The organism is Sulfitobacter sp. (assembly GCF_036960155.1).
Taxonomy (GTDB): Bacteria; Pseudomonadota; Alphaproteobacteria; order Rhodobacterales; family Rhodobacteraceae; genus Sulfitobacter.
In genome coordinates this window covers 382060-395585 of record NZ_JBALWB010000001.1, presented here as the reverse complement: position 1 = coordinate 395585, position 13526 = coordinate 382060, and the positions used below count along the sequence as shown (strand labels likewise).

General features: G+C 54.7%; 13 protein-coding genes. 9 read left to right on the top strand and 4 right to left on the bottom strand.

Annotation, left to right across the window (positions count from 1 at the left end; genetic code table 11):
* The first annotated feature begins 2 nt into the window (after positions 1-2).
* The 3 genes from moaB to V7775_RS01860 all read left to right on the top strand — a co-directional run bounded on the left by moaB (position 3) and on the right by V7775_RS01860 (position 5780).
* On the top strand, positions 3-545 hold the full coding sequence (gene moaB / locus V7775_RS01870; RefSeq protein WP_335750163.1) for a molybdenum cofactor biosynthesis protein B: 543 nt from the start codon (positions 3-5) through the stop codon (positions 543-545).
* Between the two features lie 123 nt (positions 546-668).
* Positions 669-2120 carry an efflux RND transporter periplasmic adaptor subunit gene (locus V7775_RS01865; RefSeq protein WP_335750162.1) on the top strand — a complete coding sequence of 484 codons (1452 nt, stop codon included), beginning with the start codon at positions 669-671 and terminating at the stop codon, positions 2118-2120.
* A 3-nt stretch (positions 2121-2123) separates the two neighbouring features.
* The gene (locus tag V7775_RS01860; protein WP_335750161.1) at positions 2124-5780 is read left to right on the top strand and encodes an efflux RND transporter permease subunit; all 3657 of its coding nucleotides are present in this window, start codon (positions 2124-2126) and stop codon (positions 5778-5780) included.
* A 28-nt stretch (positions 5781-5808) separates the two neighbouring features.
* Here the strand turns inward: V7775_RS01860 and V7775_RS01855 are convergent, their stop codons facing one another.
* Positions 5809-6615: a protein-disulfide reductase DsbD domain-containing protein gene (locus tag V7775_RS01855; RefSeq protein ID WP_335750160.1), complete on the bottom strand. Its 807-nt coding sequence runs from the start codon at positions 6613-6615 to the stop codon at positions 5809-5811.
* A gap of 130 nt (positions 6616-6745) precedes the next feature.
* Here V7775_RS01855 and V7775_RS01850 point away from each other — a divergent pair, with 130 nt between their 5' ends.
* Positions 6746-7300, top strand: a complete 555-nt coding sequence (locus tag V7775_RS01850) for a YqgE/AlgH family protein (RefSeq protein WP_335750159.1) — start codon at positions 6746-6748, stop codon at positions 7298-7300.
* Here V7775_RS01850 and V7775_RS01845 read toward each other — a convergent pair.
* Positions 7297-8241, bottom strand: a complete 945-nt coding sequence (locus V7775_RS01845) for an L-threonylcarbamoyladenylate synthase (protein ID WP_335750158.1) — start codon at positions 8239-8241, stop codon at positions 7297-7299. The genes V7775_RS01850 and V7775_RS01845 overlap by 4 nt on opposite strands.
* Positions 8242-8369: 128 nt before the next feature.
* Between V7775_RS01845 and V7775_RS01840 the strand changes: the two genes are divergently transcribed.
* The 5 genes from V7775_RS01840 (at position 8370) to V7775_RS01820 (ending at position 12457) form a co-directional block, all read left to right on the top strand.
* Positions 8370-10088: an acyl-CoA dehydrogenase gene (locus V7775_RS01840; protein WP_335750157.1), complete on the top strand. Its 1719-nt coding sequence runs from the start codon at positions 8370-8372 to the stop codon at positions 10086-10088.
* Complete coding sequence (locus tag V7775_RS01835) at positions 10088-11134, top strand: MBL fold metallo-hydrolase (protein WP_335750156.1); 1047 nt, start codon at positions 10088-10090, stop codon at positions 11132-11134. Before V7775_RS01840 ends, V7775_RS01835 begins: the two co-directional genes overlap by 1 nt.
* A 3-nt stretch (positions 11135-11137) precedes the next feature.
* Positions 11138-11602: a DUF6173 family protein gene (locus V7775_RS01830; protein ID WP_335750155.1), complete on the top strand. Its 465-nt coding sequence runs from the start codon at positions 11138-11140 to the stop codon at positions 11600-11602.
* A 104-nt stretch (positions 11603-11706) separates the two neighbouring features.
* Entirely contained in the window at positions 11707-11841 is a 135-nt protein-coding gene (locus V7775_RS01825) for an aa3-type cytochrome c oxidase subunit IV (RefSeq protein ID WP_335750154.1), read from the top strand.
* Between the two features lie 16 nt (positions 11842-11857).
* Entirely contained in the window at positions 11858-12457 is a 600-nt protein-coding gene (locus V7775_RS01820; protein WP_335750153.1) for a hypothetical protein, read from the top strand.
* Here V7775_RS01820 and V7775_RS01815 read toward each other — a convergent pair.
* On the bottom strand, positions 12446-12772 hold the full coding sequence (locus V7775_RS01815; protein WP_335750152.1) for an AzlD domain-containing protein: 327 nt from the start codon (positions 12770-12772) through the stop codon (positions 12446-12448). The two genes, V7775_RS01820 and V7775_RS01815, sit on opposite strands and share 12 nt — an antisense overlap.
* A complete protein-coding gene (locus V7775_RS01810; protein ID WP_335750151.1) occupies positions 12769-13485 on the bottom strand; it encodes an AzlC family ABC transporter permease in 717 nt (238 codons plus the stop codon). Before V7775_RS01810 ends, V7775_RS01815 begins: the two co-directional genes overlap by 4 nt.
* Positions 13486-13526 lie beyond the last annotated feature (41 nt).

The following is a 13526-nucleotide window of genomic DNA, read 5'->3' as shown; positions in this document are numbered from 1 at the left end:
CAATGAGCGGAATGGATGACAGCAAGGAATTTGTGGCGGTACGCATTGCGGTGCTGACCGTGTCTGACACGCGCAGCGCGGATGAAGACCGCTCAGGCGATGTGCTGGTTGCACGGCTGAAGGACGCTGGCCACGAGTTGGCGGATCGCATGATCTTGCGGGATGAGAGGTCTGAAATTGCTGCGCAGTTGCGTGCGTGGTGCGCGGATCCACAGGTTGATGTTGTTATCTCAACGGGGGGCACAGGGCTGACAGGGCGCGATGTCACCGTAGAGGCGCACCGCGATGTGTATGAAAAAGAGATAGACGCATTTGGCACGATCTTCACGATTGTCTCCATGCAGAAAATCGGCACAAGTGCTGTTCAGTCGCGCGCAACTGGCGGTGTGGCAAATGGCACGTATCTTTTTGCGCTGCCGGGCAGCCCGGGGGCATGCAAGGATGCATGGGACGAAATTCTGCTCAAGCAACTCGATTACCGTCATCGCCCGTGCAATTTCGTGGAAATCCTGCCGCGTCTGGATGAACATCTGCGTAGAAAATAGCCGTGTAAAAATTTATCTAGCGAATAAGTGACGGAAACCTCTGCGCTGTGCGTATATGTTATACTTGCCAAGTGCCTATGCTGCGCTACCATTTCTGATTGAAACGATTAAAACGGATACACGATGCGGTTTCTGAGACAAAGTATGATCGGTCTGTTTCTGGCGGCGGTAACGCTAGGGCTGTTGGTTTGGGCAGTGCAAATGGTCGGCGGCGCAGTACAAGATCGCATGGCGGACAGCCCTGCAGCCCCCCCCGCACGTGAGCGGGTGTTCTCGGTCAACGTTGTTACAGCCGTAGCTGGATCGCAAACGCCTGTCCTCACAAGTTTTGGTGAAATAGCCAGCCGCCGTACGCTGGAATTGCGGGCTGCTGGCGCTGGACGTGTTATCGCTCTTGCGGATGGATTTGAAGACGGCGGCGCGATAACCGCAGGCGACGTGTTGGTGCGGATTGATCCGGCGGATGCCGAGTCAGAAGTGCAACTTGCACAAAGTGATGTGGCCGACGGTGAGGCCGAAGAGCGTGACGCAGCGCGTGGCCTTGTATTGGCCCGAGACGAATTGCTTGCAGCGCAAGAGCAGGCAGAGCTGCGCGTGCGTGCGGCCAATCGGCAGAATGATTTGGTGACGCGTGGTGTGGGAACAACAGCCGCAACTGAAACCGCTGAACTTGCCGCATCGGCGGCGCGTCAGGCGGTGCTTGCGCGCCGTCAGGCAATTGCACAGGCAGAAGCGCGCGTGGATCAATCCGCCACAAGCACTGCGCGGTATGAGATCGCATTGGATGAAGCGCAGCGGCGGTTAGACGACACGGTGCTACTTGCCCCATTCACAGGTACGCTGAGCGAGACAACAGTAGTTGAGGGGCGCTTGGTCAGTGCCAATGAGCGATTGGCCGAATTGCTCGATCCCGATGATCTGGAAGTTTCCTTTCGCCTGTCCACGGCACAATATGTCCGTCTGTTGGACGAAAGTGGCGACATCGTGAAAGCCGATGTAACCGTCACTTTAGACGTTGCAGGCGTTGATTTAGCGGCGCAAGGGCGTATCACGCGTACATCTGCTGCGGCCGGTGAAGGGGTTACGGGGCGTTTAGTATTTGCTGCACTTGAGGCGCCTGCGGGGTTCAAGCCAGGCGATTTTGTGACTGTTCTGGTCCAAGAACCACCGCTTGAGAATGTTATTTTGTTGCCAGCCTCTGCGGTTGATGCCTCTGGTGCAGTGCTCTTGCTCGGTGATGAAAACCGGCTAGAGGCGGCCTCAGTTGAGGTCCTGCGCCGTCAGGGCGATCATGTATTGGTGCGCGGTGACATCGTTGGTCGTGAAGTCATTGAGACGCGGTCTCCTCTGCTTGGGGAAGGCATAGCCGTAAAGCCCCTGCGAAAAGGGGTTGAAGCACCTAAGGGTCCAGAGATGTTGGAGCTGTCTGAAGATAGGCGTGCAAAGCTAGTGGCGTTTGTTGAAGGCAATCAGCGGATGCCACAAGACGCAAAAGCCCGTGTATTGGCGCAACTTGCACAGGCACAGGTGCCTGCGCGCGTGGTCCAGCGTATCGAAAGCCGGATGGGGGGCTAAGCCATGGCGCGTGCTATTCCTAAATCCGCTGTTGGTATTTTGTCGTATTTCACACGGCATAAAACAATTGCGAACCTGCTTTTGGTTTTGATGCTGGTTGCAGGGTTTGGCGCTGCACCCAATATGCGAGCGCAGTTTTTTCCAGATGTAATTATCGACAGCGTAAGCGTCACAACCATTTGGGACGGCGCAGGTGCCGAAGACGTGGACGAGGCCATTAGCCAAGTTCTTGAAACGGCACTGTTGGGTGTTGAGGGTGTCGAAAGCTCAACCAGCACATCGCGCGAAGGCGTCGGTATTATCAATCTTGAGTTTGAACCAGATTGGGATATGGCGCGTGCGGCTGCCGACGTGCAGACTGCTGTTGACGCTATTACGACCCTCCCCGATGAGGCCGAAGACCCAACAGCGCGGCGCGGCGCATGGAGTGACCGAGTAACCGATGTTGTAATTACGGGCCCTGTTGATCCTGCCCAATTGGGTCGGTTTGCGGATGAATTTGTGACCCGCTTGTTTGCTGCTGGGGTGACACGCACGACCATCCGAGGGGTCGCAGCCCCCCAGACCTTGGTTGAAGTCCCTTCCTCAAAATTGATTGAGTTTGACGTGACCATGGCCGAAATCGCGACGGCCATTGCGCAAGAGGTTGACGCAGATCCGGCGGGAGATGTGGACGGCGCCAACGCGCGGGTGCGCACAGGAACGGCTAAACGGTCACCTCGAGAGATTTCAGGAATTACACTTCGCTCCAATTCTGATGGTTCAAAACTGTTGGTTGGGGATGTCGCCGATGTACGCTCTGAGGGTGTGGACCGGGAGAGCAGCTTTTTTGTGGGTGACAGCCCTGCAATGACCGTTCGAGTTGATCGCTCAGATCGTGGCGATGCCATTGCCATTCAAGAATCCGTTGAAAAAGTCGCTGCTGAACTGAAATCAAGCCTGCCAGCCAGTGTTTCGGTTGAATTGATCAGAACGCGGGCTGCTGCGATTTCGGGACGCCTTGATCTGTTGATCGACAACGGGCTGATGGGCCTTGGGCTGGTCCTGACACTTCTCTTTTTGTTTCTCAACGCGCGAACCGCGTTTTGGGTGGCAGCGGGTATCCCTGTGGCGATGGGCGCTGCAATTGCACTAATGTATCTGGGCGGTTTGACGATCAACATGATTTCGCTGTTCGGATTGATCATCACGCTGGGCATCGTTGTGGATGATGCCATCGTTGTGGGTGAACATGCCGATCACCGATACCGTCTTGGCGGGATGAGCGCGGCTGAGGCAGCCGAGGGCGCGGCACAGCGGATGGCGATGCCAGTGTTTGCCGCAACGCTGACCACAGTGATTGCGTTCTTTGGATTGGTCGCCGTGGGGGGGCGGTTTGGGGATTTGATCCGCGATATTCCGTTTACCGTGATTGCGGTGCTGATTGCCTCGCTGATCGAATGCTTCTTGATTTTGCCACACCACATGAACCACGCCCTTGCGGGGATTGAGAAACGTGCGAAATTCTCAGTGGGTAAGCTGGTTGTTGGCGGTATCGTGAGCACGGTTGTGTTTAGTGCGCTGACCTGTGCTGTGATATTTGCGGGTTCTTATGGCGTGTTGCGTCTGAGCGGGGCTGAGACAACATTTTCCTACGAGGGATATCTCGCGTTTGCAGGGGTGTTGCCTTTTGTGATTGCGGCATTGTGTGTTGGTGCGCTGATTTCGCGGCGCGGTGTGGCGCGGCGTATGATCAATGCAATTGGTATACATGGGATTGATACGCCCTCAGTGGTTGTAAACCATGGGTTTGTCTGGGTCCGCGAACGTCTTTTCCGCCCTTTCATGGCAGGTGTTATTATGGCGCGCTATGTTGTCTTGGCGGGTGTTCTGGTTATCTTGGCCAGTCAGATTTCCCTGTTCATCAGCGGTGACGTGAAATGGCGTTTCTTTAACGCGCCTGAACGCGGGTCAGTTACGGGCAACTTTATCATGGCCGAAGGGGCCTCACGGGCGGATACCCTTGAGATGATGCGCGAAATGCAACGCGCCACCGAAGAAGTCGCTAAACAAATGGAAGACAAACACGGCACGAATCCGCTTGATTACGTGATGGGGCAAATCGGTTCTAACTCGGGTCGCGGTTTATCAGCTGCCGACGGAAAAGATGGCGATCTGTTGGGCGGTATTTCGATTGAGTTGATTGATGCGGATCTGCGCCCTTATTCCAGTTTTGCCTTTGTGGCATTACTTCAGGATGCGGTGGTGAACCATCCGCTGGCAGAAACAGTTAGCTTTCGGGGCTGGCGTTCTGGTCCGGGTGGGGACGCGCTGGATGTTCAGTTTTATGGGGCCAGCACGCAAACTCTCAAAGATGCATCAGAAGCGTTGCAAACTGCCTTGCTGAAATACTCCGAAGTCAGCGCCGTTGAAGACAATCTCGCCTATGACAAAGAAGAGCTGATCCTTGATTTAACCCCGCAAGGGTTGGCGTTGGGCTTTACGATTGACCAGCTTGGTAGTGTTTTGCGCAACCGTTTGGGCGGTATTGAAGCCGCGACATACCCTGATGGTCCTCGTTCGGCTACGATCCGTGTGGAACTGCCTGTGGGTGAGTTGACAGCTGATTTCCTTGACAGAACCCAGATGCGCACGGTGGACGGTAACTATGTAGCGCTGGGCGATATCGTCAGCGTGCAGCAACGGACTGGATTTAGCACGGTGCGGCGTGAAAACGGCATCAGGCTTATTTCCGTGACAGGCGATATTTCTGAGGATGATCCCACCCGCGCGACCGAAATTAACACCGCTTTGGCGGAAGAGATCCTGCCGCGCATCGCTTCTGAGATGCAGGTGGAATACCGTCTTGCTGGGTTGAGCGAACAAGAAGACCAGTTTTTGACGGATGCGTTGACCGGATTGGTGCTGTGTTTGACAGGTATTTTCTTGGTACTGGCATGGGTGTTTGGCAGCTGGACACGTCCATTGGTTGTGATGGCGATCATTCCATTTGGCTTGGTGGGTACGATTTACGGACATTATGTCTGGGGAGTTCCGCTTAGCATGTTTACGGTTGTGGGCCTGTTGGGCATGACGGGTATCATTATCAATGACTCGATTGTTTTGGTCACCACAATTGATGAATACGCCGCAGACCGTGGCCTATTTCCGTCGATCATTGATGGTGCAGCTGACAGGTTACGCCCTGTGATGTTGACCACCCTTACCACTGTGTTGGGTATGGCACCGCTGTTGTTTGAACGCAGCCAGCAGGCGCAATTCCTCAAACCGACAATCATCACGCTGGTTTATGGGCTGGGGTTCGGGATGCTATTGGTTTTGTTGGTGGTGCCTGCACTGGTAGCGGCGCAACATGATATCGGACGCCAAATAACCGCCATGCGCCGTGCGTTACGATCTCCTGCGCGGGGGTTGCAGCTTGGCTTGGGTGCGCTTTGGGCGCTGATGCTGGGGTGGGGGGCAATCACAATTGGCTATGCGGCGGTTCAGGGTGCCCTATATGCGCCGTTTGCGCAGGCATTTCCAATGATTGCCAACATGTCAGCAATGTCTGCGGGGTTCTTTATGTTTATAGCAGGTGCAGCCGTGCTTGCGTTGTTAGGCTATATTCTGGGCGCACTTACGATGCTTCTGCGGAGCCGCAAGGTATCGCGGCCATAAAGGTGCAGAGACCTATCTGCGAAGCGTTTTAGCTGGATATGCACCCACGCAAGTCCACTGCATGAGAAGTACCCAACACGGTAAACCGAATGGCTGAACGGTCCAACGCAAATGCGCCAGTGCCATTTGATACCATTTCCGCATGTGCGGTGAGTGTGTTGCCACTTCTGCTTGTCTTGGCTTCGGAAACCCACACATCAGGCCTGCCTGCTTCGATAATTACGTGCTCTTTGCCACCCGTTGAGGGAAGTGTCAGCTTTGCAGTGATGTTCAATCCATCCTCAGATGCGCTGAGCGCGCAAGTGACACCGCGTGCGCCTGCTTCGGCGGCTGAAAAGGGCTGTTCTGCCAGTGCTGCGGCTATGGCTGGGACGGGCGTTGCTGTGGATGCATCAAGGGTGCCTTTTAACGTGAGCGCCTTGGGGATACAGATGTCTTTACAGACACCAATTTCCATTTTGAGATTGATTTTCACAGGCTTATCCGCACGTTTAGCGGAAACAGTGAGGGGCAACGTAACCTGATGGGAATACCCGATAGAGCGCATGCCGTTTTGGTTAAACACTTTGGGTGTCGGCCAGCTCACTGCGATTCCAGCAAGGTTTTGGGAACCGTTCCAGTCAAATTCAGGGGGAATACCAGCATCCCCGGGCGCGCGCCAATAGGTCTTCCAACCATCAGCCAGCGTAATCCGCACCGCGCTGACGTAGGTGCCATCGGCCTGTTGCCACCCGTCAATCAATGTTGCTGTGGCAGGTATGCCAATGCTGTCCTCAGCATGGGCGACAGAAACTGTTGTGATTAGCGCAGTTGCGCAAAGGAGTGATTTTATCATGTACTATATGTGGAGGTGCCGGCGTCGTTTGCCAAGTCACAACTCGGTTAGCCATGTTTCGCCGATGGTGCTTGCGGGGCTGCGCCGTGCTCGTCACACTGTGATAGATGATGCGATTTGAGGAACTAAGATGGATTTGACGGGGCAGCTTTTGATTGCGATGCCAGGGATGAGCGATCCGCGGTTCTCGCGTTCTGTTGTATTGATCTGCGCACATTCCGATGAGGGAGCCATGGGCCTGATCGTGAATAAACGTGCAAGGAGGATCAGCTTGGACGAGGTTTTTGCACGCCTTGATATCAAACCTTCCCAAGACACCAGCACCATGCCCGTCCATATTGGAGGCCCTGTCGAAACCCAGCGAGGTTTTGTTCTGCACCAAGATCAAACACGCCTTGCTGCGGATGCATTAACGATTGGTGATGACTATGCTCTGACGGCCACCCAAGATATTTTGAATGACATTGCAATCGGGGCTGGGCCGGAACCCGTTTTGTTTGCGCTGGGGTATTCGGGATGGGGGCCGGGCCAGTTGGAAGGCGAAATTGGGCAAAATGGCTGGCTTACTGCTGCGGCGACCCCCGAGTTGGTATTTGGGGGTGCTCATGAGGTGATGTGGGAGATGGCGTTGCGCAGCATCGGGATCGATCCAATCACTCTTTCGGCTGCAGCAGGACGGGCTTAGCCGCGCGGTGCTGCAGCGCGGTTAAGTCGATCATTGATCGCACAACCCAATCCCTGCATCGGGATCGGAGCAACAGCAATGGCGCCACCCATCGCGTCTAATTGGTGCAGATGTCCAAATAAGTTTGCGGCGGCTTCTGTTAGGTCGCCATCCGCTGATAGGGTTAGGATTCCGCTGACCTTGCCAAACCCCAGCATCAATTCACCGTCATGCGCGGCAGTGGCATTCAACCGCACAGCGCCGCGTGGCGCATAGTGAGACGTTAACTGTCCCGGTGCGGTGATCTTAGTGTTTTGAGGGTGTGCCAAGGACTGGCCCAGTACGGTTTCGATTTCTTCAGTTGGCAATCCGCCAGCACGCAACAGGACGGGCGTGCCGTTATCAAATCCGATGATGGTGCTTTCCAGACCCACAGTGCACTGGCCATCATCAACAACCGCAGCAATGCGGCCTTCTAGGCCAGCAATTACATGATCTGCCGTCGTCGGGCTAATGCGTCCAGAGGGGTTGGCGGAGGGGGCCGCAACAGGGCCAGTGAAATGCGTCAAAAGCGCCTGTGCGGTTGGATGGGCAGGGACGCGCACTGCGACAGTAGGCAGTCCTGCGGTGACCAGCGGAGATAGATCGTGATCGGCGCGCAGGGGCAAGACCAACGTAAGCGGCCCCGGCCAAAAGGCTTGCGCTAGGGTTTCAGCGCTGTCGCTCCATTCGACGTAATTTTTTGCGGCTGCTGTATCAGCTAAATGTATGATCAAAGGGTTGAAAGACGGCCGGCCCTTTGCCTTATAAATTCCGGCAACTGCCTCGCCTTGGCGGGCATCAGCCCCAAGACCATATACCGTTTCAGTCGGAAATGAGACAAGCGCACCTTGACGCAAAAGGTCGGCCGCGTGTTTTAGATCGGCTGAATTTGGTGTCAGGCGTTGGGTTAAAGGGGACATTACCTGTTCCTGCGGTTTTGCCTATGACGCGGCGTTTCGGTTGCGCTGAGATAGGCGGGACTGCAACGTTGCCGCCATCGAGTTGGTCCGCTATGCGAAAGACCAGTTACTTTCTGAAAGGCCTATGTATGACGTATCGCGCACCTGTTGAAGACTACAATTTCTTATTCGAGCATGTTGTGGGGCTGGAAGCGCTGCGGGCAACAGAAAAATTCAGCGAAGCCACCGATGACGTAACCCGCGCGATCCTGACTGAGGCTGCAAAACTGTGCGAAGAAGTACTGGCACCACTGCAACGTGTTGGCGATCTTGATCCAGCACACCTTGAGAATGGTGTTGTGCGCACGCCAAAAGGATTTGAGGCGGGCTTTAGGGCGATTGCCGACGGTGGCTGGGTTGGGATGTCTGCTGATCCTGAATACGGCGGCATGGGGTTGCCTATGGCGCTCACGGCTTCGGTTGGAGAAATGATGAGCGGGGCCTGTATTTCGCTGCAACTGGCGCCGATGTTAACACAGGGCAACATTGAGGCCTTGGAACACCACGCAAGTGATGCCCTCAAAGAGTTGTACCTGCCCAAGTTGATCAGTGGCGAATGGATCGGGACGATGAACCTGACCGAACCGCAGGCGGGCTCCGATGTTGGCGCGCTGACTTCCAAGGCCGTGGATAATGGCGATGGAACCTACGCGATCTCGGGTCAAAAGATATACATTACATGGGGCGACAATGATTTTGCTGGCAGCAATACCTGCCACCTCGTTTTGGCGCGCTTGCCTGATGCACCAGCGGGTGTGCGCGGCATTAGCTTGTTCTTGGTGCCCAAATTATTGCCAGACGAGAACGGCAATGCAGGCGCGCGTAACGGCGTGAGCGTTGTCAGCCTTGAGCATAAGTTGGGTCTGCACGGGTCTCCTACTTGTGTCATGCAATATGATGATGCCACGGGCTGGCTTGTTGGTGAAAAAGAAGGTGGCATGGCTGCGATGTTCACCATGATGAACAACGCGCGTTTGGGTGTTGGTGCGCAGGGCGTTGGCATCGCTGAGGCGGCATATCAACACGCGTTGGCCTATGCGACAGATCGCAAGCAAGGCAAAACCAATGCGTTGGCGGCAACTGATTCCATCCTTGGGCATGCCGATGTGCGCCGGATGTTGACCAGCATGAAGGCGGATGTGTTTGCTGCGCGTGCGATTTCTGTCTGCAATGCGGTTGCAATCGACATGGCGACTGCAACGGGTGAAAAGGCATGGAAAGCCCGCGCCGCATTGCTGACTCCAATCTCAAAGGCGTTTGGATCGGACACTGGCATCGCGGTGGCGGATACAGGTGTTCAAGTGCATGGCGGTATGGGATTTGTCGAAGAAACAGGCGCCGCGCAATTTTGCCGCGACGTGCGTGTTACTTCGATTTACGAGGGGACAAACGGCATTCAAGCTATGGATTTGGTCGCGCGCAAGATGATGGATGGTGGCGATGCTGCAATGGCGTTGTTGGATGAAATCGAAGAAGAAGTTGAGCAAGCCAAAGAAGTCTTTCCCAACTTGGCTAGTGATGTTTGGGAGGCTTGTGAAAGCCTGCGCGAGGCGACCGAGTGGATGGTTGCTCAGACAGATATGCAAGAACGATTTGCGGGCGCAGTGCCTTACTTGCGCGCGTTTGCACGCGTCCTTGGGGGGCATTTACACCTCAAGGCGGCGCTTGCGGATCGCGGCGGCCCACGTGAGAAATTGGCGCGGTTCTACATCCAGCGTCTGTTGCCAGAATATGCCGCTCAATTAGTTCATGCACAGGCAGGTGCCGCTGGTCTTTATGCACTTACAGAAGAGGAGTTGGCCCTTTAATGGCTGATGTCGCACCAAAAGGCCTACGGTATCCGTGGGAAACGCCGCCAACTGGATCTGAAGCTATCGAAGTTGCCCCCGGTGTATTGTGGATGCGTCTCCCGCTTCCCATGAAGCTGGATCATGTCAACATTTATGCTTTTGACGAAGGCGATAGCTGGACCATCATCGACACTGGATTTGCCTCAAAAAAGACAAAGGCGATCTGGGAAGAGATTATGGCAGGCCCGTTGGGCGGCAAACCGATCTCACGTGTGATTGTTACCCATCACCACCCCGATCATATTGGCCTTGCTGGATGGTTCCAGACTGAGCATGGCGCCGAATTGGTCACAACGCGCACGGCGTGGCTTATGGCCCGTATGCTGACGTTGGATGTGCAGGAAGTGCCCAATGCGGAAAGCCTTGCGTTTTACCGCTCTGCAGGGATGGACACGGCGATTTTCGACAAACGCGCAGCGGACCGTCCCTTTAATTTTGCTGACATCGTCGCACCGTTGCCGCAGGGTTACACGCGGATCAAACAGGATGACACAATCCAAATTGGCGGTCGTACGTGGGATGTGCACATGGGCAACGGCCACGCGCCTGAGCACGCGACCTTCTGGAGCCGTGACGACAATCTGGTCATTGCTGGCGATCAAATTCTATCCTCGATCAGCCCGAACGTGGGTGTTTATGCGACAGAACCAATGGCCGACCCAATTGGCGAATGGCTAGAGGCCTGTGAACGTTTGGCGGTCATGGGGCGCGAGGATCATCTGGTTTTGGGCGGCCATAAGTTGCCGTTTACCGGATTGCCCACACGCATGCGCCAGTTGATTGATAACCACCACGGCGCGTTAAAACGCTTGTCGGCATACATCGACACACCCAAATCGGCTGGTGACGTTTTCCCACCTTTGTTCAAAAGAGCGATAGGTGAGGGGGAATATGGCCTTGCACTGGTTGAAGCCTTTGCGCATTTGAGCCACCTTCACCAAGAAGGCCATGCCATCCGAACCAAGCGCGAGGATGGAGCGTGGTTGTATCAGCGTAAAGGGTGAGCCATGGGCGATCAGATTGAAACAACAGCCGAAGCCATTGAGGGTAGCGCACTGCCGCGTGTCCATGAGGTGCACACTGATCCAAAGGCCAAAAATGCCAAGGATCAACCCGTACCAAAAGGTGTTTCGGATAAACCTGTAGAACAAAAGTCACCTGCGCAGTGGGCGTACGAGCGTACAGTTCTTTACCTCAAAAAGTTTGAGGAAGCGCTGGACGATGACCATGAGGTTGCAATGGGCTTTGCAGGGACAGACGCAGGTGTGCTCAAGATCGAAGGCATGGGCTATTTTGATCCAGACATTGTGACGTTTTATGGATCTGATCCTGCGGGCGCAAAGATGCAATTGGTGCAGCACGTCAGCCAGCTGAGCGTTGTATTCCGCGCCGCGCCCAAATCCGCAGAAGCAGCTGAGCCAAACCGAATTGGTTTCAAATTGCTCGAAGATCTGGAGCAAGGTGAAGCATAAGCGCGGCATCTTATCCATATCCCGTAAATCTGGCGTGACAGGGCGCATTAAATGCCGTAACCCCTGTCCAACGCTAAGCCAACTATGACGAAAGGGACATTCCCATGGCCGAACATGAACATGGCACCATGAACACCGAAGCGAACGAAAAGACATTTGACGGTTTCGTTAGTTTTGTCTCACGCTCAGTGATTGTGATTATCGGAATCCTCGTTTTCATGGCGATTTTCGCCCGCTAATTCGACGGACTTTATGATGATAAAACCTTTTTTGGCGCTGGCCGTAGCTGCGGCGTTGCTAGCAGGGTGCGCTGAAAAGGGAAAAGAATCGCCCGCTCAAGAGATTGAGGCGGGGATTTTTCTGTACCAAGGTCAGCCAAAGATCACATTGATTACAATGGTTAACAACCGCACTGGTGCGGGTGGGCATACCGCGCTGTTGGTGCAGGGCTCGCAATCTGTTATTTTTGATCCTGCTGGCTCGTTCGAACATGAACGCGTACCTGAGCGTGGGGACGTCTTATACGGCATGTCGCCTCGATGGATTCAGATTTATAAATCATCCCATGCGCGCAGTAACTTTCACGTGGTCAGCCAAGAATTTGTGGTAACGCCTGCGCAAGCGGAACGCGCGATGCAGTTGGTTCAAAGTAACGGAACCGTTCCCAGCGCGTTTTGCGCCAGTGCGACATCCGGCATTTTGGGTCAAATTCCTGGGTTTCAGTCGATCCGCTCAGGGTTTTATCCCGTCAAGCTGATGGAGCAGGTCGAACAATTGCCCGGCGTCAAAACCACACGGTACTATGAAGATGACGAAGGTAATGTGACAGACGGCATCCCCGAGTTAGCCGAGTAAATACAGCAGCCCGTACAGGGTTGCAGCACCGCTGAACACCGCCATCAATACATTTTTCGTAAGTAATCCAACAGTTAAGGCAGCGACGGCGGCCGCTGCTCGCGGGATGTCAAATACCCCGTCAGTGGCGCTGGGCCAGACAACCTGTGGTGCTACTAACGCGGGCAAAATAGCTACCGCAGTATATCGCAGATGTCGCAATAACCACGTCGGCATGGCGCGGTCGCCGACAAGCCCGGTAAACACAAACCGCAAGCCAAAGCTGCCAAGCCCCAACAAGATGATCACAGTCCATAGTGTGCCTGTTTCAATCATGGGCGTGCCGCCCTTCGCTCGAGCCATAACTCGGTTTGGGCGCCAGCTATCATGCCAGCTATACCCGCAATGATGAGGCCTAATGAGTAGGGGATGCTTGCGGCAAATAGTGCAACAACCACCGCGACAAGCGCCGCAACCACATGGGCGGCAGTGCGAAACATCGGCGCAATCATCGCCAGAAATGCAATTGGTGTCGCAAAATCAAGCGCCCAGCTGTCAGGGACCTGAGTGCCCAACAGCGCGCCGATCAATGTGAAAGCGTACCACAACGGAACAATTGGAGTGACTGCACCAAAAAAGTAGGCCACGCGTTCGGGTACTGTCATTTCAGGCGCTGCCTCGAACTTGGAGACGCCAACAACATAGGATTGATCCACTGTCATGTATGCGCATAGCGCACGTTGCCACAGTGGCGCGGCCCCGATGTAGGGTGTGAGAGAGGCAGAATACATCGCCATACGCAGGTTCACGGCCAAAGCTGAAATTAAGACAATCGCTGTGGGCGCGTTTTCTTGCATCAGCTGCAAGGCGGTGAATTGTGCAGCACCCGCGATCACTACGATCGAAAATGCCATTGTCTCGATCACATTCAATCCCGCCTCTGTCGCCAAAACGCCAAACAAGGACGCAAAGGGGATAATCACCAAAATGAAGGGGCTGCTATCAATGATCCCTTGGCGGTAATAGGATTTGCGGGTGGAAGTGGTCATGCGATGCCCCTAGGTTACCAGTACTGCGTAGCGTGTTGCTG